Here is a 23,334-nt window from a genome sequence, read left to right on the forward strand (position 1 = left end):
CTATCGAGAGGTTCGGTGATCTCGTGCGCCGGGGTGTTTCGCGTGTCCTCGGCGTCACCTAAGTAGACCGTGGACGAGCTGGCCCGCGCGTCCGGGTCGCTGCCGGGCGAAAACAGGGATTAGCGTGGCTGCGGTGAGTTGGATATGCTTCGAGACAACGAAATGGCTATCGCCGCGAAATCGCCCCATCGCAGCAATCAGGTCTTCGCATGAAGGATGATGGACAGAAAAGCCTGCTGCAATGGCTGGCTCCCGAACTTGCAGCGAAGGGCGTCCTGCTGAACGAGCCTTGGGTTCAGGTCAGTGCGCGCCAGGTCGAGAGTATGTTCCCGGTCAAGCCATTGACGATCGCGGCCTTGATGATGGTCGCGGTCGAGCCTTTCGCGATCGACTATCTGAGGCAGGCTCCGGTCCTCGTCGTCGCGGCGGCGCAGGGCATGGAATGCTTCCGGCCAATGGAGCGGGAATTTGTCCTGCGGAATTGGCAGACGATCGTCCATGATCGTCCGAAATTGCGCGACCTCCTGAAATACTATGGACTGGTCCGGCCATTGCGGGCGCTCAAGGGAGAAGCGTTCCATGCCGGCCCGGCCGAATTTCAGGTCATCCAGAATTTGTGCGATGTTCCGCCGTCGCCGTTGGCGCAGGCGATCCCAACGTCGATTCGTCCCCAGCATAACTGGCTGCGCGCGCTCGGTGAATGGTCCGAGACCATGTGTCGTCGCGAGCAGAGCGCCAGGGCTCTTTTTGAGTGGGCCGTATGCGCAATGGGCAATCATGCGGAGGCCGGCGGCACGCTGGATCAAGCCTCCGCTGTTGCGGATTACGCAGCGATCCATATCGACACATTCAATCGGCGTTGGAGCTATCAACGTGCTTTCCGAGCCGCGCTCGAATGGCATGACGAACTCGCGCGAGCGAGCAGCGAGAAGGCGTATTTTCTCACCCACAAGATGGGATGGGACGAGGTGATCGACTACGGCGATCTGCCCGGCAGCACGACGATCGAAGGCTACGAAATGGTCGCGCTGCAAACCGGCGCAACGCTTCATGCCGAGGGCGCGGACATGCATCATTGCGTCGCGAGCTACGCGGGAAATGTCATAAGAGGGTTCAGCCGGATTTTCTCGGTGCGCAAGGACGGGCGGCGGGTCGCAACCTTCGAGATCAGCAAGTCGGGTTTCTTGCTTGCCTCAGGCGAGTTTCTTCAATTGCCCTCCACCAAGGGACCGCTTTACAAGCTCATTCAGCTCAAGGGACCCTATAATGCCGAGGTCCCGCAGGAGATCGAACAGGCGATCCGCGCCTTTATTTCCGGTCTGAACGAAACGGCCCGTGCCGTCGGATGAGCTCGTGACTGTTGCTCCCTGAAAGCTCCGATCGATCGCCAACCCGTCTGCCTGCGTCGCACGCCGCTATCACCGTGATCTACATAACGCTTTGAAAATAAAGAGATTTATCCGTTTGTCCGGGTTGACAAGCCGCCGGTGCACGCCGATGTTTCATGGCAAAGACGGAGCCCGCCAGGGCGATCCGTCGCGTGTATGCCCGCTTGTCGGTCCGCCGGGTAAAAGCCGTTCCACGACCTCAAAACAGGCGGCGTTGATAGGTTGACTGTCGAACAGAACGAACGAGAGACGAAAGGAAAGTCCCCAATGGCCAATACAACCGCGGAGCTTGAGGCGCTTCTCACGCAGCGCTCGCTGACCGACACGCAGCTTCTGGATGCGGTGGAGGCTTCGGCTGACTTTCGTATCCTGCCTGACGCCACGGTTCTCAAGATCGGCGGACAGAGCGTCATCGACCGCGGCCGCGCGGCGGTTTACCCGCTCGTGGACGAGATCGTTTCCGCCCGCAAGAACCACAAAATGCTGATCGGGACCGGCGCAGGGACTCGCGCCCGCCATCTTTACTCGATCGCGGCCGGACTGGGCTTACCGGCAGGCGTGCTGTCGCAACTCGGAGCCGCGGTCGCCAATCAGAACGCCGTCATGCTGGGGCAGCTTCTCGCGAAGCACGGAATCTCGGCGGTCGACGGTGCCGGGCTTTCGGCTGTGCCGCTCTACCTCGCCGAGGTGAACGGCGTCGTCTTCAGCGGCATGCCGCCTTACGGCCTCTGGATGCGTCCCGCCGCCGAGGGCGTCATCCCTCCGTACCGGACCGACGCCGGATGCTTCCTTGTCGCCGAACAGTTCGGCTGCAAGGCGATGATCTTCGTGAAGGATGAGGACGGCCTCTACACGGCGAACCCGAAGACCTCGAAGGACGCCACCCTGATCCCGAAGATCTCCGTTGCCGAAATGAAGGCCAAGGGACTTCACGACTCGATCCTCGAATTCCGGATGCTCGACCTGCTGGAGTCTGCGCGCCACGTCCGCCAGGTGCAGGTCGTGAACGGCCTTGTTCCCGGCAATCTGACCCGCGCGCTTGCTGGCGAGCACGTCGGCACCATCATCACCGCGAGCTAAGAGAGACCGTCATGGCCAACACGACCAACAACATCAAACACGTCGCTTCGCCGCTCGCGCGCCAGACCCTGCTCGACAGCGAACTCACCGATCCCGTCGCCGGCAAGCGACCGATCCGGCTCCTGCCCTGGCTTCAGGTGGTGAAGATCGGCGGCCGCTCCATCATGGATCGCGGCCGGGACGCGATCCTTCCGATCGTGGACGAGATCCGGAAATTGTTGCCGGAGCACCGTCTGCTGATCCTGACCGGCGCCGGCATCCGCGCCCGCCATGTCTATGGCGTTGGCCTCGATCTCGGCCTGCCGGTCGGGTCACTCGCCCCGCTCGCCGCGACGGAGGCCGGCCAGAATGGTCACATTCTGGCGTCGCTGCTTGCCCCGGAAAGCGTCTCCTATGTTGAGCATCCGACCATCGCCAACCAGTTGGCGATCCACCTTTCCGCGGCCCGCGCGGTCGTGGGAAGCGCCTTTCCTCCCTATCACCACCACGAATTTCCGGGTTCTCGCATTCCGCCTCACCGGGCCGACACCGGCGCGTTCCTGCTCGCCGATGCGCTCGGAGCGGCGGGCCTCACGATCATCGAGGACGTGGATGGCGTGTATACCGCCGACCCCAATGGTCCGGATGGAAAGAAGGCACAACTGCTTCGCGAGACGAGCGCCGCCGACCTCGCAAAATTCAAGGGTACGCTGCCGGTCGACAGGGCGTTCGTCGAGGTGATCGCGACCGCGCGCCACATCGAGCACGTGCAGGTCGTGAACGGGCTCGTACCGGGTCGGCTCACCGCCGCGCTGCGCGGCGAGCATGTCGGGACGATCATCCACACCGGCGCGCGTCAGGTCTGAGTTAGTTCCGCGTAGCGATCTGATGCTGCAGAACGGGTCGGAGCAATCGTTCCGGCCCGTTTCCTGTTGGATCGATCAAGACGTCGCCGATTTCAAAGCATGCTGCCGGGATTGCCGGACTCATTTTCGGAGACCGGCGCTTTGCCTGATACCGAAGGCCGCGCAACCCCGGCCCACCTCCGTGACTTTTCCGAGAGCTATCTGAGACCAACTCCAGCCTGCAATAGCGCTTTCGTTGCGGTGTAACGTGCGCTATATAACGTACGCTATATAGTATCTCTATATAGCGTACGGGCGGGCTCGGATGGCGATAGAAGCGCTGGTCACCCTGAAAAGCGAGAATGTTCCGGCCGTCGGGCGCGAGCGGCTGAAGCTGCTTGAGGCGGTCGCGCGCGAGGGCAGCATTTCGGCCGGCGCACGGGCGATCGGCATCACCTACAAGGCGGCCTGGGATGGTCTCGATGCCATGGCCAATCTTTTCGGCAAGCCCTTGCTCGTCAGCCGCGCGGGCGGGCGCGCCGGAGGTGGCGCGACGCTGACGCCGACCGGTCACACCGTCATCGAGGCGTTCAGAAGAATGGAAGCGGAGATGGTCCGCGTCCTGCGAACGGTCGAGCCCGAACTTGCCGAGGCCGGCGTTTCTCCCCTGGATCTTGTCTCGGGATTTTTGATGAAGACCAGCGCACGCAACGCGATCCGCGGCAGCATCGTCAAGATCGTCTCCGACGCGTTGAGCGCCGAAGTCGAAATTTCGGTTTCGCCGGAAACGACGATCTATTCGCTTGTCACGCACGCCAGCATGGAAGAACTGGGTCTGTGTCCGGGCCGATCGGTGACCCTACTGATCAAGGCGCCATTTGTCGCTATCGCGACCGGCAAGACCGCGCCGAAAACCTCCGCGCGCAATTGCATCCGCGGAATCATCAGTCGATGCGAGGCGTCCGACATAAACGCCGAGATCATCCTCGATATCGGCGCCGGCAAGACGCTCACGTCAAGCATTACATCGCACAGCGCCAAGTCGCTTGGCCTCTCTCCGGGAAAGTCCGCATTCGCTCTTTTCGATGCCGCGCACGTCATCATCGCCATCAACTGATGTGTTTTTAGAACGCGCATTGTCGCGAGTGGCTATATACCGCCGCTACCGCCTTTATTCGGGACGGGCTCGAAAGCCATGTCGTCGCTTGATTCCATGAGACGAAAGTGACGGTCGTCAAAGTCTCCACGTGCGGCGATGACGATCGACCTGATCGAAGCCTCGGCCTTCAGGAGCATTTCCTCGTATTCCCCCTCGGGTGTCGACTCCGCTACGACGCCGCCGCCAACGCCGATCGAGAACCTTCCGTCAGCCGATACGATGGAGCGGATCACGATGCTCAGGTCGGCGGCGCCATCATCACCCAGCCAGCCAAGCGCGCCGGAATAGATGCCGCGGGCACGCTGCTCCAGCTTATCGATATGCTCGAGGGTGCGGAATTTCGGCGCGCCGGTCATCGATCCTCCCGGAAACGCACCGCTGCGCAGCACGTCGACGAGCGTGTGCCCCGGCTTCAAAACCCCGCGTATGGTGCTCACCAGTTGATGGACGGTCTGATAGGTTTCGACGTCAAACAGGTTTGGCGCGGAGACAGTTCCGCTCTCGCAGCAGAGCGACAGATCGTGGCGCAGGAGATCGACGATCATCCCGTTCTCGGCCCGATTCTTTCGGCTGTGCCGCAGCGTTTCGATCAGTCTGTCGTCTTCAAGCGGATCGACATCGCGCCGGATCGTTCCCTTGATCGGCTTTGCTTCGATGTTACCGGTTGCATCGACGGCGAGAAATCGCTCCGGCGACGCGGTGAGGAGAGTTCCGCCGGGCCATTTGAGGAAAGCCGCGAACGGGGCGGGGTTGACGCGCCGCATGGTGCGATAAACCTGCAGCGGCTCGACTGTGGCGGCGCAGGAAAGCTCGTTGGTCAGACAGACCTGATACGTCTCGCCTTGGGCGATCAGGTCGAGACAGCGCGCGACCTTGGAGAGGTAGCTCGCTTTTCCATCCCTCATGAGAAATTCGAGCGGCTCCCCGCCGACTGCGTGGGGCGATTCCATGGACGGGTTCCGCGCCGATTCGATTTTCTTCAGTGTCGATTGGATCCAGTGCTGCGCGCGGCCGGCTTCGCCTGGATTGTCGATGGCGCACACATAGGTTTTTCCGTCCAGATGATTCACCGCGATGAATCTGTCCGCATGGATGAACAATGCGTCGGGCGTTGCCGCGCGCCGCTCCGTCGGCGAACCGCAATCATGTCTTAGCTCGTAACCGAACCAGCCGACATGCCCGCCGACGAAAGGACACGGCGGCGCCGATTGCGGGCGGGCCGGATGCTGCCTTTGGAGATACTCGAATATGCCGATGGCTTCGGTTCGGTGGCCATGAGCATCGTCGATCGCAATGGTTCGCTCGCCGGTGCGATACTGAACTGTCGCCGCGTGCGGCCCCGATGCATCCCCCATGTAGGACCATTGCGACAGCGCCGATCCGGCGAGGTTGCTGTCGAGCCAGAAAGCGAAGGGCTGGTCGGCGAACAGCGAACAGAACGCAGCCTCGGTGTCGATCGCGCGCGGAATCTCGTGCCAGAATGCCTTGCGGGTCGCCGCGATCGGCGCCGGTGCGTGTCGCTTGCGCGCGCGCGCCGGAGGCGTTGAGGGTCTTCCCGAGGCGCGAAATGAGAGGTCGCGAAAATTTCGCAGCAGGATGCGGCCGTCTTCCGTCAGGATTGACTCGGGGTGAAATTGAACGCCCCATTGCGGTCGGCTGCGATGAGCGATGGCCATGACGAGGCCGTCTTCGGTGCGGGCAATTTCCTCCAGGGCGGAGGGAAGGGGGCGTCCGACCACAAAGGAATGATAGCGCGCCGCATTGAACAGCGGCTGCATCCCCGCAAAAAGGCCAAGTCCTCCGTGCACGATTCTGGACGTGCGGCCGTGGACCAGAGACGGAGCTCGTTCCAGTGACGCACCTGATGCAATGGCGATGCCCTGATGGCCCAGACACACGCCAAGCAGGGGCACCGCGGCCGCTTCAATAGCAGCCTTGCACAGGCCGAAATCCGCCGCCCGGTCGGGCCGCCCCGGGCCCGGCGAGATCACGATGTTATCGAAACGCTGTCCCGAGAGTTCGTCCCAGGTTGCTGCATCGTTGCGGACGACGAGGGGATCTTCCTGATTAATTTCTGCGATCAACTGCACCAGGTTGTAGGTAAATGAATCATAGTTGTCGATTATCAGCGTCCTCACCAAAATGACCTCGACACCCAGTGGCGCCTGCACGAGACGGCAAACGCGGATAGATTCATCGGGAATTGATCCGCTGGCAGCGGCCAAGGCTGCTGTTTAATCGAGGCCACCTCAAAGCGGAACCGGATTCATCGCCGCGGCCAGGGGCGGAGGGCGCGGAGGGGCCGTTTTCGAAGGGGTTTTCCGGAGGGTACTTTTCGCCGGGATGGGCATTCCGGCCGGGATCCCGGCGGCCCGTTTCGGGCGATTTGGTATCGGCGGCGAATTGCCGTTGCTGGCCAGTGCGTCAGCAAAACGAGAGACGCAATCCAAACCGAATCCCAAACGACAGGTGCGGCAGTTGCGGAAGAGCAGAGGGCCTATTGGTTCAGTGAAGGCTGAGCGAAGCTCCGCCCGAGATATCTCCGGCAATCACCATTTCGAAGCCCGCCATGAGGGTCTTGTGGGCGTCCTCTATACGACCCGACCGGCTCGAAACGTTCGCGAGTTTGCTGAAAATGCCAGGAACGGCAGGTTGCAGCCGGATCACCTCGCGATATGCCTCGGCGGCATCGTGAAATTGGCCCAGAGCTTCGCAGCATTGTCCGAGCAGAAGCCACGCCTTGTAACTATCGGTCCGCACACGGGTCAGCAATTCAGACATGCGTCTCGCCGCTGCGTGCTCGCCCTTGCAAGCGAGAAGCTGGCCATACCGATACAGTGTATCCTCGTTGCCCGGGTCGATCTCCAGAATCCGGCGATATCCGCGCGCGGCCTGATCCAGTTTGCCGGCCTGATGCAACTCCGTCGTTTTCTTCAGTACGTCTGCGACCGTCCGCAAGTCGAGCCTCCTCGGCAAATTGCAATCGAAACTCTCGTGGCCCCGGTTGATTTATTCGCGCTGCGAGCGTGGCTCTATCGCTCGCGAAATGCCCGGGACATGCTGTCCTCGATAGGCTTCATGATGTACTGAAAGAACGTTCGCTCGCTGGTCTTGATGAAGACTTCCGCCGGCATGCCTGGTGTCGGGCTGAAGCCGGGGATTGCCGCAACTTCCGAATTGTGAAGCCTCACGCGAACCACATAGATGTCGCTCGGTCCGGTCTGCTGTGATTTTTTCTCGTCGGCAACAGTATCGGCGGAAAGGTAGATGACGTCGCCCGAAACCATCGGCGTGACGCGCTGGCTGAGTGCTGTCAGCCTCACCATCGCCTCCTGACCGTGTTTGACCGAGTCGATATCCTGCGGCCTCACCCGCGCCTCTATGATCAACGGTTCGTTGAGCGGCAACAATTCCATGATGGGTTTGCCCGGCTCGACCACTCCGCCGCGGGTGTGGAAACGCAATTTGACGACGACGCCCTTGACCGGCGCGCGGATCGTGGTGCGATCGAGAACGTTTTTCGCGCTCAGCATCCGTTCCCGGACGTCGACCATCTCGCCCCGGATTTCGTGCATCTGCTCGACCGCGGTTTTGATCGCCGTCTTCCGGACGCCATTGATCTGCTCGACCGCTCTGGCGATCCGTTCCTTGGCATCGCCGATATCGCCCATGATGCGGCCGACCTCACCCTCGAGATTGGCCTGGCTTCGTTGCAGAAGGAGAACGTCAGGCTTGCGCACGAGGCCGGCGGCCAGAAGCTGCTCCTTGGTCTTGATATCCTCCTGGACAAGCGCGATCTGGCGTTGCACGCCATCGAGCTGAATCTTCGATCCGGCGATGCGCTCGTTCAGCGCCTTGATGCTGTCCTCAATTCCGGCGATCTCGCTATTGGTGTTGTTGCGCTGGGCGGTGAATGCGAGAACCTGGGCGCTGACGATGCTGCGTATTTGCGGATCTTGCGACACCGCTGTCAGATCGGACGGAAAGTGAATTTCCGGCTCCTCGCGGACCTGGGCCTGCAGGCGGGCATCGACAGCCGTGAGTCGCGCGTTGCGAAGGTAGAGCCGCTGCATCTCGGCTTTTGCGGTGGTCTGATCCAGCTCGACCAGAATCTGGCCTGCTTCGACGGTATCACCCTCGTGAACCATGATGTCGCGGATCATGCCGCCTTCCAGGTGCTGGATGGTCTTGTTCTGGCCCGTAGCGACGAACACGCCCGATGCGACAACCGCACCTGCGATTGGTGCGGTATTGCCCCAGACTCCGAATCCCATGACCGTTATCGCGATGACCACCATGCCCGCCATGGTAAGGCCGCGTGTCGAGCGAGGCAGATCGATATGCCAGGGCTGGTCGCCTATCATTGTCGTGCTCATGGCCGACTCTCCGGGCTCATGTCTTCGCGCTCCCGCGATCAGGCGTCGAGCATCGGCGATGCCGAAGCGGTGGGCTGTCTGCGGCCCGTCACCAGCGGAATCACTTCGTCACGCGTTCCGAACGCCTGCACGGAGCCGTTTTGCAGGATCATGATCTTGTCGACGCTTTGCAGCAGTGCCGGCCGTTGCGTGATGGTAACGACCGTCATCCGCTTCTCCTTGGCGCGCACGAGCGCTTTCGCCAGCGCGCGTTCGCCGTTTGCATCCAGATTTGCGTTCGGCTCATCGAGTACGATCAGTCGCGGATTGCCATAGAAGGCGCGCGCAAGGCCGATCCGTTGCCGTTGTCCGCCGGACAAGGGGCTGCCGTCCATGCCGATGACGGTTTCGTATCCCTGTGCGAGTTCCGAAATCATCTCATGAACGTCGGCGGTTTCCGCGGCATCGAAGATATCCTCGTCGATCGCGTCGGAACGCATGCGCGCGATGTTTGCCTTGATCGATGCCGGAAACAGTTGAACTTCTTGCGGCAGATAGCCGACGCTTTCGCCGAACTGACGCGGATCCCAGTTGCGCAGGTCCATCATGTCCAGTCGGACGTTTCCGGCGGTCGGAATGATCGAGCCGACCAGCATTCGCGCCAGCATGGTCTTGCCGGTGCCGGAAGGCCCTACGATGGCGAGAGATTCGCCGGGCTCAAGCTGGAAGCTGATGCCGTTGAGGATCACCTTCTTGTTTGGCGGGGGGACATAGAGGATGCGTTCGACGCTGAGGCGGCCTTCCGGACGCGGCAGCCGCAATCGTTCGAGATTCAGCGGCGAGTTCTGGAGCAAAGTCTTGATGCGGTTATAGGCCGAACGGGCCTGTACGAAGTGACGCCAGCCTTCGATCGTGCCTTCCAGGGGTGCGAGAGCGCGGCTGGCGACGATCGATGCCGCGATGATCATGCCTCCGGTCAGCTCACTCTCGAGTGCGAGGTAGGCGCCCCATCCAAGTATGGTGATCTGGGTACCCAAGCGCAGGAATTTCGAAATGCCGGTCATGATGATGTTCAGGTCGTGGCCGGCGACCTGAGCCTTGAGCGATTCCACCGTTTCCTGTCCCCAGACCTGAACGCCTTCCGGGATCATGCCCATCGCGTTGATCACCTGGGCGTTGCGCGCCATCGCTTCCGCCTGCAGATTGGCGCGGGTTCCGAAGGCATTCGCCCGGGTGAAGGGTATCGCGGTCACGCGCTGGTTGATGAGCGCGACCCCGATCAGCGACATGCTGGAACCCAGGACGATCAGACCGAGCTGCGGGTGGATCAGGAACACGACGGCCAGATAGGCGGGGGTCACCGGCGCATCGAAGATCGTCAGCAGGACCGGGCCCGTGATGAATGCGCGCAGATGCTGCAGGTCCGCCAGGGTCTGAAACTCCCGGCTCGAGCCGCTTTGTGCTGCTTTCGCCGCGGCACTCAGGACCGGGCCGCCCAGGCGGGCTTCGGTCTCGACCGCAACCCTCATCAGAATGAAGCGACGCAACATGTCCATCACGACATGCGCTCCGATAGCCAGAATCACGATTGACGAAAGCATGATCAACGTGTCGACGCTTCGGCTGGTGAGCACGCGGTCCGACATGTTGAAGAGATAAATGGGAATCGAAAGAACGAGGAGATTCACGACGAGCGAAAAAATGCCGACAGTGATCAGGTTGCGCCGTGCCGCGGTCAGCCCCTTGCCGAGAACATCCCGAAATTCGTTGTCGCCGGAGCGCCTGTGCAATTGCGGAGGGCCGCCACCGCCACCACCGCCATTGAGATTTCCCCTGCCGTTAAGGTTGCGTCCGTTGTTGGCCGGTGCGAGGGCAGGTTTGGCTCCGTTGTGCTGTTGCGGGGGAGGCGCGGGCTTGGTGTCGGTTCGTGCATCGAGCGTGGCGGCTAGCTTTTCAAACGAGTTTCGCCATAGTTTCTGCGTCAGTTTTCTGACCTGCGCCAAGAGCGCGTCCTTCGAGTAGCGATCGCTTGAAACAGTCGGCGGATTGCCAACGGCTTGATTGTCGCTCAGACTCATTTCGGCTCTCCTCAACCGACAAGCATCGATTACCCGGTCCAATCTAGTGGAGGACGCAGGACATGGGATCGTCGTGCGGAAGTGCCGTGGTTGCCTGATGCTGCGGATCTGAAGTGGTGGTTGTATCGTCGTGTCCGACAAAGGCGATCACTTCGGGGACGAGAGCCTGAGGGTTCGTTTGAACGACGTGGTCCGTATCGTGGTTTACGAGATTGGCCTGGATCAGAATGGTGTCGCCGTAGGCGTGCCCGTTGACATAGGTATTGGTGTTCCCGACGTCGACGATGGCCGCATCGTTGCTGAGAACGTTGCCGCCGGTTGAGACGTTTTGCGTCGCCATGCTGTCGCCGTAGTAGGCGGCCGCGACGTTCGATGGCGGTTGCTGAAGCTGTATCGCCATATTCGCGTCGGAGACGATGTTTGTCTGCCAGATCGCGTTCACGTCATAATAGTTGCCGGTGACATAGAGGATATGGAAAGTGCCGCCGTTGCCGGCGATCAGGTTCCCGAACGAGGGATCGATCTCTGTTGCCCCACCCGAGATATTATGGACGAGACCGTCGAGATCTGACGTCCATGGCAGATGGTTGCCGCCGCCGTAATTCTCGATCGTTGCCGTGTTGGTAAGCTGATTGCCGCCGGTGGAAACGGTCTGGTTCGGATCGATGCCATCGCCCGTGATCTGAACGGTATCGTTGTTGTAAAGAACGTTGTTCTGAAAGATCACGTTCATGCCGTGATAGCTGCCGCCGACAACGACGAGATCATAGTGGAAATCGCCGTCGTTGATCAGCACGTAGTTGCCGAGTTCGTTCTGGCCTGCATGAATCTCATAATGCGTGCTTGAACTGCTTTGCATCGTCACGTCGTTGTCGGACAGATAATTGCTCTGCACAAGCGCGCGAACGTTGAAGTAATCGCCATGCACGAGGTCGACGGACCAGTTCGGGCCGGCAAAGTAACTCGGCAAGGATTCGTAGATGCCGGGATGCTGGACGAAGTCGGCGATATTGGTGGCCTGATCGCCGCCGGTCGCGATGCTGGCACCGGTACCTCCGACCGTAACGTGGTCGTTGTCCATGTAGGAGTTGGTCTGGAAGACCGCGTTGGTCTTGAAGTAGTCGCCCATCACCATCATGGTTCGCGCCGAATCCGTGAGGTCGACGATATAGGCGCCGTTGGTGGCGGTGTTTCCGCCATCAAGCGCCCACTGGCCCAGACCATGGCCGAGATCGGGCGCGGGGAGCGGATCGGGGGAGGGCACCTGATCGGGCGGAAGCGGCGCCGGATCCTGGAGTAGTCCGTTGAGGTAATATCCCGGCTTGACCGAATGCAAGTCGGCCGCGCCGTCGTGAGCGGCCCAGTCCTGATCGTGCGCGGCGACGAAAGCCGGAAGCGAAGTCGTGTCGTGCGGAACATACCATTCGGCCGGAACGACCGAACCTGCACCGGCGACCATCGTGGCGATCGCGTGGCCGGCCTCCGCATCCAATGCATTCAATGCGGCAAGAGCGTTGGCGCTATGAGTTCCCGTGACCGCATCATCGTCGTACATGTTGTTGTACTGATGCGTCTGGACTTCGCTCTGCTCGCTGCCTTCCTGATAAACCGCCTTGATGACATCGCTGCCTCCGCCTCCACCGCCGGAGCCCGGACTGATCGGGGCCATGACGATGTGCGGTTGAGGCGGCAAGAACCGGTCGATGTCGATATTCGAGGCGGAGGGAAGGTGCGAGCGGGGCAGGTGGTGCTCGGGCTCTCCAGCGGCCTGGGCGTCCTGGAACGCGACCGAACGACTGCTCGTTTCGTCGTCGGCCGGCGTCAGCGCGAACTCGGACCGATGGCTGGTATAGTCGTCGGTGTCGGAACGATAGTCGCCTTCGTCGTGGGTGATGCGGAAGCGGGCAATGTCGTCGAAGATCTTAAGATATCCGGCAAAATGCCAGATGATCTCGGTTATGCCGCCGGGCACCATGAGAGCCTCCTGCTTTCAGGCACGCAAAACGTCCCCATTCCGCGAGCGCCCTCGCAGTCTCGAAATTTCTAAGAGTGTTGGGTTACCGGGAAAAAGAACCTGCGCGGCAATTGCCGCGCAGGCGAAAAGTAAGGCTAGCCGGTGTGATGATCGTCCGTGAAGTCGTGTCCAGCGCTGATCGTCTGGCTGTTGAACTGGATGTTGGCACCCATTGTGATGGTCTGATTGAAGGCCGACTGCGTCACGGCCGCATCGGCGCTGATTCCGGTGCTCTCGTGATTGAGGTCGCCCAGTGAGTGGTTGGCCGTGACACTGGCGCCATGGATGTGGGCATCCATGTTGAAGGAACCACCGTCGCTCGGATCGTACCAGGAGCCGGCGCCGTCGGCGCTGAAGTTCACTGACGCTCCGCACAGATGATCGCTATCAACCAGGTTGTTGATCTGATCGACATTGAACATGTTGCCGTCGCCGGTCAGCGTCTGGTTGACGACTTCCGGCATGACCAGCGAATCGTGGATGTTGTTCATCCCATTGAGATCGATGACTGGCGAGTTCGGAAGCGAATCCAGACTGAGATCGACGTTCACGGCGACGTTCACGCAGGTATCGACGTGATTATCGACGGTGTTCTCGATGTTGTTGTCGAGATTGTTGCAGACGCCGTTGTCGAGATGGTTGTCAACGGAATTGGAATTCGAGTTGGAATTGTCGTTGCTGTTGCTGCTGTCGTTCTCGTTTCCGTTGCCATTCAGATTGAGGTTGCCGTTGCCGTTCCCGTTGAGGTTGCCGTTGCCGTTCAGGTTATCGCTGGTTGAATAAAGCGACTGAGCGGCGGTCTGGGTCTGATCCTGACCCTGGCCTTGACCCTGTCCCTGGCCTTGAAGCTGGCCCTGCAGATTGGCCTGCCCCTGCAACTGAGCCTGCAGATTGGCTTGCCCCTGTCCCTGAAGCTGCGTGGGATCGTCGTTGTGATAATCATGCTGATCGTTGGGATATGGCTTTTTAGGCATAATAGGCTCCAATCATAAGAGCATCGTCGCGACGAAAGCGCGCCAATCTTCTACGTCAGCGGCCTTGTCGAGGTCCGATGCAGTTGATGTACCGGTTCTGCCGGCGGCGAGATCGACGCTGAAGCCGATTTCGCACTGGAAGGCTCTCCCAATGGCAACACCACCGATAGCTGCCCTTAGGGACAATCCCCCTGGACTTCAGGAGAAGCCGTATCATCCAAAAGGCGTAAGGGACTACGACTTCGGATGAGGGTGGAAGTAGTGATGGGAGATGCGACTAATCGCTGTGGCTATCGCAATGCGATTCGAGGCGCGGCAGGAAATCCCAGATGTCTCTGTTGATCTTGGCCATTTCGCGCATTCCATTGATCATTTCATGGATTCGCGCATCGTCCAGCGGCTTGGTTTCGCCGAATCGAAGGCCGCTGCGGGTTTGGATCAGCCGCATCGATTGCGTCTGCGAGATTTCGCCGTTGTCACCCACGGTGTACATGCAGTGATTGAATTCGTTGCGCATGTGGGTGCCCTCGTTAAAGCGCTCGATCAGACGGTCGAGCTCCTTGCTGAGCACCTTGTCCTTGATCTTGATTCGCGCCAGCCGCTGGATGAGATCGAGTCTTGCCCGGGTGGTGTTCAACGTCGCGAACACGATGGCTGCCGATGCCTGATCGACCTTCAGCAACAGCATCAGAACATAGATGAACAGGCTTTCGTTGTTGGACCAGTTGAAAACCAGGTTGCCGATCAGCGACAGGATCATTGTCCGACGGTCCGCCGATTCCGGCGCGGCCGCCTCGAGCGCGGCGAAATCGGGCTTGGGAGGCAGGTTGCTGGCGGTCATGATCGAGCATCTGACACAAGTGCAGGCCTGTCCCCTGCAACGTTACGGGCGCCGAAAACCTTAAAAACATCGGCGGCGGACCACTGTCCTGCGGCGCCATCGTCTCGTAGGATAGCAAAGAAGACAAGTCTTCGCTGTGAGAGCGTTCCGGTCAACACGGCCAGGGAGGAGAAATTGCTGCGCTGGGCGGTCGCAATGGCCGATGTCAGGAGGGGGCGCCGGGCAGCGGTGCAGACGATCGGTCCGCTGGTTGAACGAAGCCGCGCCTCGCTGAACGGCATTCCCGACACCGCGTGGCGCGATCCCTATCTGGTCGGCTTCATGATGACGCTCATCACCATCGTCGCGCGCATCGAGAGCCGAAACTTGCAGGACCATGATCTGGGCATTGTTCAATCACAGGCTTGGGGAGCGATCACGGGCATGGACGCCGATCTGATCGGCGAGGACGCACTGACTCTCAGCAAATCTCATCCGCGCGAATTCCAGCATGGATGCTACAGCGCAACAATGGTGGCTTCGCGTCTTTGTGGATCCGCCGCTGTCGCCTCGATCGGATATGAACCCTGGCAGGATCCGATCGTTTCCGCGGAGGAGCAGATATTTTCCGGAGATGAGCGCGGCGCGATCTCGATATCCAATCCGCTCACGGGCAATTGGAGTGATAACTTCGACGCCTTTATCGCGACGCTCCCGTCAAACAGTCTGTGTTGAAGGTTCAAAGGGAACCTGTCGTATTCACCAATAATTTTATGTTTTCCGGGGACTCAAAATCTAATAGGATTGGTCGTCTTCAGGTAGGGACAACCTGAATCAAGCACTTTTTATATATCGCAGTGAGCTGACCACGGAAGGTTTCAGACAGGAGGGGTGGACTGCCTGTCCGTAGCAGCGTTTCAATCGGGTTAGTAGGGGTACCCAATGAGCGCGAGTAATCGAAGTCATTTTCATAACGTGTCGTTATCCAATCATTTCATTTCACAGGCTGCGCACAAGGATCAAAGCGCACGAACCATGACTGGCCCGGCCCCGGTCATCCATCCGTATCCTCCACTCGCCTCCCGGCCACAGTTGAATGTTGGAAGCGCCTCATGCGGGGCATCGCCGCCGCAATCGCAGGCGCGCCTGCAAAATGCTGTTCGCGCTCAAAAATCGGCTGATATTGCCCCGTCTTGGCAGGCTTTTACGAAACCTCGTCCCTCCGTACTTTCCTCGATCTCCATACCTGACGTGCCGGACTCCGACCAAAGCGGCCCCAACGCGCGGCGCTTCAAAGGTACGGACGATTCATTTTCCCACGAAACAAAGATTGCCGGAAACATCATTGTCATCATCGACAATCGCGCGCTTGTTCGCGATTGTCTGGCGCATTGTCTGCAGGCCGCCTATGCCGGTCATCAGGTTTTCGCATTCGCGACGCTGGCGGACTGGATGAAAGTCCATGAGGATTTTCCTAACCCGTCGGTCATCCTTCTTTACGTTCAGACCCGCCAGAAGAAAGCGTCAGACGAATTCGATGACGTCGAAAATCTCGCACGCGTCGCCGTGAGCGCCCCTCTGATCATCATCTCCGATGTCGAGGACGGTTCGCGGATCATGAGCGCCATTGAGAGCGGCGCACGCGGCTATATCCCGACCAGCATGACGCTCGGCATCGCCGTCGAAGCCGTGCGGCTGGTCGAGGCGGGCGGCACGTTCGTGCCGATCAGCGTGGTGTCGTCGTTCCAGAACCCAGGTAATGGCGAAAGCCAGCTATTCACCGCACGCCAGATCATGGTCGTTGAGGCGCTCTGCCGCGGCAAGGCGAACAAGCAGATCGCCTATGAACTCGGCATGTGTGAGAGCACCGTGAAAGTCCATATCCGCCATATCATGCGCAAGCTGAAGGCGCGGAACCGGACCGAGGTCGCGATAATGGCAAGCAGCCTGTTCGACAAGACCACGGATCAAAAGCCCGCATCGAACACGTGAGCCCAGTTGTATGGGCGCGTCGGCCGGCGCGACGAGCGATGACATTGTCCAAAGCAGTCAGGCATTGGACAATTCAGGGGCGAGATGTTTGGTTCAGCCCGATGATGAAAGTGCCGTCCGGGAGTTGCAGGAGGGAGGGGACTGCGGGATTCGACGGACGGCGAAAAACTACAATTGCTCCGCAACTGTGCTCAGCAATTTCTTGGCTTCCGCCCGAGCCAGCTTTTCATAATGAAAGAAGGGATAGCGGTCGCTCTTCTCCAAAAGAACCTCAAGCTGGATCGTCCGCCGGGTGTCGGTATCGCTATCCACCACGTCGATCAAAAGCCTGCCCCAGAGCTTTCCAAAGGGAGCATGATCGTCCAGCGCAAACTTCGTGTCGTCTACCTTTAAAGGCATTCCAGTCCTCATTCGATTGAAAGCTCGGACACTACTCGTCCTCGACCGGTTCTCCGAATAGCTCGGCAGGGGGTTACGATGCAACCGGGGAATCCGGGTTGCGACTGTAGGCCGGATGTGCAATGGGCCGAAAGTTATTCACCCGACCCGATTTCACGGCTGTTCCGGTGGCTCCGCGCCTGACGGCAAGGGCCTGTTCCCCGCGACCTGTGCTGCGCCTTGCGCGGGCGGCTTGATCGCCAACCGCCCGATAGCCAGATGGGAAAGTAACGGTGGGACCTGACCTGCTCGCCGGAAGCAGAAGGGAACGGACATGACAGCTTCAACGGAACGCGCGGTCCTCGCCGGGGGCTGCTTCTGGGGCATGCAAGACCTGTTGCGCCGGTATCCCGGCGTGATCTCGACGCGGGTGGGCTACACCGGCGGCGAGGTGCCGAATGCAACCTATCGCAATCACGGCAGCCATGCCGAGGCCATCGAAATCACCTTCGATCCGAACGCGCTCAGCTACCGGCAACTGCTGGAATTCTTTTTCCAGATTCACGACCCCACCACGCCGAACCGGCAGGGTAACGATCGCGGCGCAAGCTATCGTTCAGCGATCTTCTACACCAGCGACGAGCAGAAGCGGATCGCCGACGACACCATCGCCGACGTGGATGCGTCCGGCCTTTGGCCGGGGAAGGTTGTCACCGAGCTTGCGCCGGCCGGTCCGTTCTGGGAGGCCGAGCCCGAACACCAGGATTATCTGGAGCGCTATCCGGATGGCTATACCTGTCACTTCGTCCGGCCGAACTGGAAGCTGCCGCGCAGGCAGGAGGCGGGGCAGGCGATGGCCGGCGGAACTCGTTGAGGAAGACTATGTCTTACCCGCTCTCCGCTCCTACGAGACGGCACAGCCGGCTGGCTTGTCGCCGCCTCCGATCCGTCGCGCAAGACCGCCTGCGAGAATGACGGCCGGCGTCGGCGGATATTCCGTGGGGGAGGCTGCGTCGATGCGGGTGCTACGCGTCATGTGTCGTCCGATCGACGGGACAATAGGGCGTGATCGGCGGCAAAGCATCCCCGAAGCGAGACTTGATCGCGTCTAATGTGATGCAGACATGACCGGCCGCCGGTTGACGGTCCCATCTGGATTCGCCATGTTTATGGGATGCTGATAACGAAACTCGATCTGAGCGGGCTCAAGTGCCCGATGCCGGCGCTCAAGACCCGCAAGGCGTTGAAATCGCTGACGCCCGGCGACCGGCTGGAGGTGCATTGCACCGACCCGCTCTCGGTGATCGATATTCCGAATCTGGTTCGGGAGACCGGCGATTCCGTGGAAATCACCGAACGCGCGGAACGGCGGATCGTTTTTTTGATCAAAAAAGGGGGAGGTCCGGTGCCGCTGGACGCCCGCTTCTCGCTGCGGTCCTGGTGTCCCTACGTCAAGTGACCCTGAAACGGGCCGTCGGCCGATAAAGGATGGCCGAGACGGTCATCATCCCATGAACATTGGACAGATTCTACGGTCGCGCGTTCTACAGGCCCGCGCCGTTCCCGCGCACCCGGCGGATCATCTGTTCGACATGCGGGATCGGCGTTTCCGGTTGAATGCCGTGGCCGAGGTTGAAGATCAGGCGTCCTCCGGCAAAATTCGTCAGCACGTCATCGACCGCGCGGTCGAGCGCATCACCGCCGGCGATCAAGGCCAGCGGGTCGAGATTGCCCTGAACGGCGACCTTGTTCTGAACCCTGTCCCGGATCAATGATGGCTCGGTCGTCCAGTCGATGCTGACGGCGTCGACGCCGGTCGCTTCGATATAGGATGGCAGCAACGCGCCGGCCCCCCGGGGAAATCCGATGATTTTCGCATCCGGCACCTGCCTGCGCACGCCAGCGACAATGCGTTTGGTGGGCTCGATCGACCAGCGCGCGAACTCGCGCGGCGGCAACACGCCCGCCCACGTATCGAAAATCTGCAGCGCGTCCGCACCGGCCTGGAGCTGGCCGAGCAGATAGCGGATCGAATTCTCGACGATCGCATCGATGACTTTGGCGAAGGCGTCGGGGTGGTGATAGGCCATCATCCGCGCCGGCGCCTGATCGGGCGTGCCGTGTCCCGCGACCATGTAGGTCGCGACCGTCCATGGCGCGCCGCAGAAACCGATCAGCGCGGTTTTTGAACCCAGCTCCCGCTTGACGCGGCGCAACGCCTCGAACACCGGCTCGAGCTTCGTCATGTCGGCTTCGCGAGCCAGCCCCGCAACCTTGTCCGGCGTATCCAGCGGATCGAGCCGCGGGCCTTCGCCGACCTCGAAGCGCACCGAGCGGCCGAGCGCGTAGGGAATGACCAGGATATCAGAGAAGATGATCGCCGCGTCGAAGGCGAAGCGGCGGATCGGCTGCAGGGTCACCTCGGCGGCGAATTCCGGCGTGAAACAGAGGTCGAGAAAACCGCCGGCTTTGGCGCGTAGCTCGCGATATTCGGGCAGATAGCGGCCCGCCTGCCGCATCATCCAGATCGGCGGCACAGCCTGACGCCGGCCCGAGAGCACCTCGAGAAAGGGTTTGGTGTTCGAATCCTGTGCCAAGGCGTGTTCCGTCGATGAGATGAGTTCCGTATGTTCTGATACACGACCCGCAGGGTCTACGGCAACGGGCAGGGTCTGCAGCAGCATCTTTAGGCGCTTCCCCCATCATAATGTCCGAAACGAACCTTTCTGCCGCCTCAATGGTTTGGGGAGGTGTCGGCATGTGAAGCATTCGAAAGAGGTGACACATGCGCAGCTACAGGGTGGCCCTGGTTTCAGGGATTCTTGCCGCCGGCATAGCGGTACTGACGCGCCCCGCGGTCGCGGAAGACTATCGCGGCACGTTCGCTCAGCGGATGGCCTGCACCCCTGACGTCTTCAGATTGTGCGGTAGCGAGATTCCCGATGTCGGTCGGATTGTGGCCTGCCTGCGGCAGAATCAGACACAGCTCGGCGCGCCGTGCCGTGCGGTGTTCGAATCCAATGCCGAAGCGACCGGCAACGATGTGGCGGCGAAAGCGACCGGAAACCCGGTTGAGCCCTATGGTCGGCGATAGGTCGTCAGCGGCAGTGCCTGCTGTCCGGGATTTTTCATGGCGGTGATTTGGATTCACAAAAAATGTGAACCGATTCGGGGCCCGCGCCGTTGCTGTGACGCGCTCCGCTATGACGCCCCGCGCTATTCCCGACAGGAGGCCACATTGACAAAGGCATCGACATCGCCGCGCAAGCCGGCTCATCGCACCAGGACAAAGAGCAGGGCAAAATCGTCGGCACGCCGGAAGAAGCCGGTTCGCAAGTGGTCGGGCAGGGTGACGGCGACGAGCGATGCGCTCGATCTCAAGCAAGGAGTGTTCAAGCAGCGTAGCGCCGCCGCTATTGCCCGGTCGCTGAAGCGCTCCGCCGAGCAGAGCCATCGGCGCAAGAGCGATCCCTATCGGTCGGCGATGTCGATGCTGGTGTTCTATATCAATCGCGGCGGCAAAAATCTCTCCGCCTCTCGTCGTCGGACGCTTGAAGCGGCCAAGGGCGAACTGCGCAAGGCGTTCGGCAAGGCTGGCTGAGCCTCGCGTCCGATGGGATCAGAAGCGCGGGCTCTAGGCAACGGGAACGAAGGCCGGTGGCTGGCGGCTGTTACGCGCGAACTTCCGGGTGGTCATCGGCTTGCCGAACAGAAAGCCCTGGATGAAATCGACACCGATACCGTGCATCGCGAGAAAATCGTCGCGGGTCTCGACGCCTTCAGCCACCGTTTTGACGCCGTGCCTCTTGGCCAGATCGACGATCCGGCGACAGACGGAACGCTTGAGGCGCGCAGACGAACTGCCGTCGACGAACCGGCGATCCAGCTTGATCTCGGCGAATGGAAATTCGTTCAGCGCGGCCAGCGCCGGCCATTCGGTGCCGACGTCGTCGAGTGAAAAGCCGATGTTGTGGAATCGCAGCCGCTGCGCGGCCTCGATCGCGAGCGGCAGATTCTTGACGACTTCGCTGCTGTCGACTTCCACGGTCAAACCATCGAAAGCGGGGTGAGCCGGAAACTGCAAACGCAGATCGTCGACGGCATTGGCGTCCGTGAAGAAGGCGAGCGGCAGGTTGATGGACATATGGATGCTTCCGGATTTGGCGACGAGATAGCGCCAGTCCTGGAAAACGCGGTCGATGACAAAGCGCGAAAGCGAGCGAAAATGCGGATCGCCCTCGTCGGGAATGAAATAAGCCGGCGGCACGATGCCCCAGCTCGGATGTCGCATCCGGATCAGAGCTTCGGCGCCGCCCAGCGCAAGGTTTCGTGCATTGATCTTGGGTTGATACCACAGTTCAAGCCAGCCGGCGCCGAGCGCCTCTGCGACATCGACCGGCGGCGCGGGCGGTTCGATCGGGACAAGACTGGCGATGCGCTCATGCAGGTCCTTGTCGCTGAAAGGCGTCGGCAACATGGGCAGCAATTCAAGCGCCAGTTTCCCGCCAAGTTCCTGCGCCGCCCTGACGGCGGGTGCATCGGGCGGCCCGATCAGCAGTACCATCGCTGCGCTGGTCCGGGCCGCTAGCAGGTTCAGGACGTCAGTAACCGGAAGACCGTTTATCGAGAAGCTGACGACGATGAGGTCGGGGAAATCCGAACGCAACGAGGCATCGAGGTCGTCCAGCGTCGCACAGCCATGCGGAATGAACCCTTGTTCCTCAAGCGTCTCGCTGAGCAGCGACCGCACGTGATGCTTGCTCTCGACAATGCAGGCGCGGGGCTTGACCCTTCGCTTGCCGAAGGGCGTTTCCGCAATTCTGTCGTCTGGACTGGTTGTGGCGGTCATGGAGGGTCCTCGCTTGGCGGGACGCCAAGGTGAACCTTCTGTTATGGCTCCATCAGGGTTCGTTTCGGTGATGCACCGGTCGTGCACCGGAGAATGTCGACGCATCGTTAACCCTGATAAAGCGATTCAAGATTGAACCGACGGGAACGAAAAGGCCGCCGCAGGGGAAATCCCATCCCGGAAAGTGCAGGTCGCGACTTCCGGCCGGGATCTGCGGAAATCCGTGATCGAGACGGTTGCCTATGACGGTTTGCATTGACAGTTCGGGCTCCCAGGGCCTAGAAACCGCGCATCCCGGGAGGCCTTGCTGCAGGCCGAGGATCATTTTTTTGGCCCGTTGCATACGGCCTTTGGAAAATTCAGGAACGTTCCCATGAAGGTCCGTAACTCGCTGAAATCGCTGCGTTCGCGCCACCGGGACAACCGCCTGGTCCGCCGCAAGGGCAGGGTCTATGTGATCAACAAGACCCAGCGCCGTTTCAAGGCCCGCCAGGGCTGATTGGCGCCATCAGTCGCCCTTAAACTTCGTCATCGCTGACACGCCTGCGCCCGCGGGCGTTTCGTCGTGCTTAAAGTTCATCCGCTTCTGACGGCATCAGAAGCGGGTTTGCAGGATTTTGATCTGATGCCTTTTCCGCAGCGAACCAGTGCCCGAACCTCCGGAAAACGCTATAGTAGCGGCCGGAAGTTCGTATTGATCTGGACCTCGCGAATGCAACGGAATCTCTCAACGAGAGGGTGTATTTGCCTCGCACTTCTAGTCGCGGCTGCCGGAGTTCTGCCTGCGGTGGCGTCCGCGCAGGCCCCGCCGCGCCTCCTCCCGCACGGCGCCCCGCCGGAGGCTACTGAACCCAGGGACTTGCCGCCGTTGTCCTCGAAGCGGCCGGGAATTCCAAAAGATCAGGCTCACGGACTCGATTTCCTGTTCGGGGCCCTCAAGGCCGCGCCGGACGAGGAGAGCGCCAGGCACGTCGAAGCGCAGATCCTGGCGCTCTGGAGCCGGACGTCGAGCGACACGACGGTGCTTTTGATGCAGCGGGCGAAAGTCGCGATGCACGGCCAACAGTTCGATATTGCAATCAAGCTGTTAGACGCGGTTTTGAAACTACATCCTGACTACATCGAGGGATGGAACCAGCGCGCAACGCTGCACTACATGCAGAACGACTACCAGCTTTCGCTTGAGGACATCGAGCAGGTGCTGGTCCGCGAGCCGCGCCACTTCGGCGCGCTCGCAGGTCTCGGCATGATCATGCAGGACCTCGGCGACGACAGGCGCGCGCTCGATGCCTACCGCAAGGCGCTCGCCGTCAATCCGCATCTCGAAAACGTGCGCGAGCGGGTGAGGACGTTGACCGAAAAGGTTGAAGGGCGGGATATCTGATGTTCGCGAAGCGTCGGAGCAAAGGGTAGCCTGTCCGGA

23 protein-coding genes are annotated in these 23,334 nt (G+C 60.6%); 12 read left to right on the forward strand and 11 right to left on the reverse strand.

Annotated features, from left to right (window positions below):
* Positions 1-209: 209 nt before the first annotated feature.
* From ACS3WB_RS03615 to ACS3WB_RS03630, 4 genes are all read left to right on the forward strand, one after another.
* Positions 210-1,349: a PcfJ domain-containing protein gene (locus ACS3WB_RS03615; protein WP_438274202.1), complete on the forward strand. Its 1,140-nt coding sequence runs from the start codon at positions 210-212 to the stop codon at positions 1,347-1,349.
* Between the two features lie 306 nt (positions 1,350-1,655).
* Positions 1,656-2,468 (forward strand): amino acid kinase family protein, encoded by an 813-nt coding sequence (locus ACS3WB_RS03620; protein ID WP_438274203.1) that lies wholly within the window; start codon positions 1,656-1,658, stop codon positions 2,466-2,468.
* 11 nt (positions 2,469-2,479) lie between these two features.
* Complete coding sequence (locus ACS3WB_RS03625; protein ID WP_438274204.1) at positions 2,480-3,313, forward strand: amino acid kinase family protein; 834 nt, start codon at positions 2,480-2,482, stop codon at positions 3,311-3,313.
* A 304-nt stretch (positions 3,314-3,617) separates the two neighbouring features.
* The gene (locus tag ACS3WB_RS03630; RefSeq protein ID WP_438274205.1) at positions 3,618-4,409 is read left to right on the forward strand and encodes a TOBE domain-containing protein; all 792 of its coding nucleotides are present in this window, start codon (positions 3,618-3,620) and stop codon (positions 4,407-4,409) included.
* Between the two features lie 32 nt (positions 4,410-4,441).
* Here ACS3WB_RS03630 and pabB read toward each other — a convergent pair whose 3' ends face one another.
* The 7 genes from pabB to ACS3WB_RS03665 form a co-directional block, all read right to left on the reverse strand.
* Positions 4,442-6,589 carry an aminodeoxychorismate synthase component I gene (gene pabB / locus ACS3WB_RS03635; protein WP_438274206.1) on the reverse strand — a complete coding sequence of 716 codons (2,148 nt, stop codon included), beginning with the start codon at positions 6,587-6,589 and terminating at the stop codon, positions 4,442-4,444.
* 367 nt (positions 6,590-6,956) lie between these two features.
* A complete protein-coding gene (locus ACS3WB_RS03640; protein WP_438274207.1) occupies positions 6,957-7,427 on the reverse strand; it encodes a tetratricopeptide repeat protein in 471 nt (156 codons plus the stop codon).
* Positions 7,428-7,483: 56 nt separating this feature from the next.
* Positions 7,484-8,827 carry an HlyD family type I secretion periplasmic adaptor subunit gene (locus tag ACS3WB_RS03645; protein WP_438274208.1) on the reverse strand — a complete coding sequence of 448 codons (1,344 nt, stop codon included), beginning with the start codon at positions 8,825-8,827 and terminating at the stop codon, positions 7,484-7,486.
* A 38-nt stretch (positions 8,828-8,865) separates the two neighbouring features.
* Complete coding sequence (locus ACS3WB_RS03650) at positions 8,866-10,884, reverse strand: type I secretion system permease/ATPase (RefSeq protein WP_438274209.1); 2,019 nt, start codon at positions 10,882-10,884, stop codon at positions 8,866-8,868.
* Positions 10,885-10,927: 43 nt separating this feature from the next.
* A complete protein-coding gene (locus ACS3WB_RS03655) occupies positions 10,928-12,859 on the reverse strand; it encodes a hypothetical protein (protein ID WP_438274210.1) in 1,932 nt (643 codons plus the stop codon).
* A gap of 134 nt (positions 12,860-12,993) precedes the next feature.
* Positions 12,994-13,872, reverse strand: a complete 879-nt coding sequence (locus ACS3WB_RS03660) for a hypothetical protein (RefSeq protein WP_438274211.1) — start codon at positions 13,870-13,872, stop codon at positions 12,994-12,996.
* Between the two features lie 277 nt (positions 13,873-14,149).
* Positions 14,150-14,713: a hypothetical protein gene (locus tag ACS3WB_RS03665; RefSeq protein WP_438274212.1), complete on the reverse strand. Its 564-nt coding sequence runs from the start codon at positions 14,711-14,713 to the stop codon at positions 14,150-14,152.
* Positions 14,714-14,908: 195 nt separating this feature from the next.
* Between ACS3WB_RS03665 and ACS3WB_RS03670 the strand changes: the two genes are divergently transcribed.
* Positions 14,909-15,427 carry a hypothetical protein gene (locus tag ACS3WB_RS03670; protein ID WP_438274213.1) on the forward strand — a complete coding sequence of 173 codons (519 nt, stop codon included), beginning with the start codon at positions 14,909-14,911 and terminating at the stop codon, positions 15,425-15,427.
* Between the two features lie 516 nt (positions 15,428-15,943).
* Positions 15,944-16,684, forward strand: coding sequence for a LuxR C-terminal-related transcriptional regulator (locus ACS3WB_RS03675; RefSeq protein WP_438274214.1), 741 nt, complete (start codon positions 15,944-15,946; stop codon positions 16,682-16,684).
* Positions 16,685-16,852: 168 nt separating this feature from the next.
* Here the strand turns inward: ACS3WB_RS03675 and ACS3WB_RS03680 are convergent, their stop codons facing one another.
* Positions 16,853-17,083: a hypothetical protein gene (locus ACS3WB_RS03680; RefSeq protein ID WP_438274215.1), complete on the reverse strand. Its 231-nt coding sequence runs from the start codon at positions 17,081-17,083 to the stop codon at positions 16,853-16,855.
* A 313-nt stretch (positions 17,084-17,396) separates the two neighbouring features.
* On the opposite strand from ACS3WB_RS03680, the gene msrA reads away from it, so the two are divergent.
* Entirely contained in the window at positions 17,397-17,936 is a 540-nt protein-coding gene (gene msrA / locus ACS3WB_RS03685; protein ID WP_438274216.1) for a peptide-methionine (S)-S-oxide reductase MsrA, read from the forward strand.
* A gap of 30 nt (positions 17,937-17,966) precedes the next feature.
* On the opposite strand, the gene ACS3WB_RS03690 is transcribed toward msrA, so the two are convergent.
* A complete protein-coding gene (locus ACS3WB_RS03690; RefSeq protein ID WP_438274217.1) occupies positions 17,967-18,098 on the reverse strand; it encodes a hypothetical protein in 132 nt (43 codons plus the stop codon).
* 138 nt (positions 18,099-18,236) lie between these two features.
* On the opposite strand from ACS3WB_RS03690, the gene ACS3WB_RS03695 reads away from it, so the two are divergent.
* Complete coding sequence (locus ACS3WB_RS03695; RefSeq protein ID WP_438274218.1) at positions 18,237-18,521, forward strand: sulfurtransferase TusA family protein; 285 nt, start codon at positions 18,237-18,239, stop codon at positions 18,519-18,521.
* Between the two features lie 85 nt (positions 18,522-18,606).
* Here ACS3WB_RS03695 and hemE read toward each other — a convergent pair whose 3' ends face one another.
* Positions 18,607-19,584, reverse strand: a complete 978-nt coding sequence (gene hemE, locus ACS3WB_RS03700; protein ID WP_438274364.1) for a uroporphyrinogen decarboxylase — start codon at positions 19,582-19,584, stop codon at positions 18,607-18,609.
* 263 nt (positions 19,585-19,847) lie between these two features.
* Here hemE and ACS3WB_RS03705 point away from each other — a divergent pair, with 263 nt between their 5' ends.
* Together ACS3WB_RS03705 and ACS3WB_RS03710 are read left to right on the forward strand one after the other, a co-directional pair.
* On the forward strand, positions 19,848-20,156 hold the full coding sequence (locus tag ACS3WB_RS03705; protein ID WP_438274219.1) for a cysteine rich repeat-containing protein: 309 nt from the start codon (positions 19,848-19,850) through the stop codon (positions 20,154-20,156).
* Positions 20,157-20,300: 144 nt separating this feature from the next.
* Entirely contained in the window at positions 20,301-20,663 is a 363-nt protein-coding gene (locus ACS3WB_RS03710) for a DUF3175 domain-containing protein (RefSeq protein WP_438274220.1), read from the forward strand.
* Positions 20,664-20,696: 33 nt separating this feature from the next.
* Here the strand turns inward: ACS3WB_RS03710 and ACS3WB_RS03715 are convergent, their stop codons facing one another.
* Positions 20,697-21,911 (reverse strand): EAL domain-containing protein, encoded by a 1,215-nt coding sequence (locus ACS3WB_RS03715; protein ID WP_438274221.1) that lies wholly within the window; start codon positions 21,909-21,911, stop codon positions 20,697-20,699.
* 373 nt (positions 21,912-22,284) lie between these two features.
* On the opposite strand from ACS3WB_RS03715, the gene ykgO reads away from it, so the two are divergent.
* Positions 22,285-22,410, forward strand: a complete 126-nt coding sequence (gene ykgO / locus ACS3WB_RS03720; protein WP_011314284.1) for a type B 50S ribosomal protein L36 — start codon at positions 22,285-22,287, stop codon at positions 22,408-22,410.
* Positions 22,411-22,623: 213 nt separating this feature from the next.
* The gene (locus ACS3WB_RS03725) at positions 22,624-23,295 is read left to right on the forward strand and encodes a tetratricopeptide repeat protein (RefSeq protein ID WP_438274222.1); all 672 of its coding nucleotides are present in this window, start codon (positions 22,624-22,626) and stop codon (positions 23,293-23,295) included.
* The last annotated feature ends 39 nt before the right edge of the window (positions 23,296-23,334 follow it).

This window comes from Nitrobacter sp. (assembly GCF_051535215.1).
GTDB lineage: Bacteria > Pseudomonadota > Alphaproteobacteria > Rhizobiales > Xanthobacteraceae > Nitrobacter.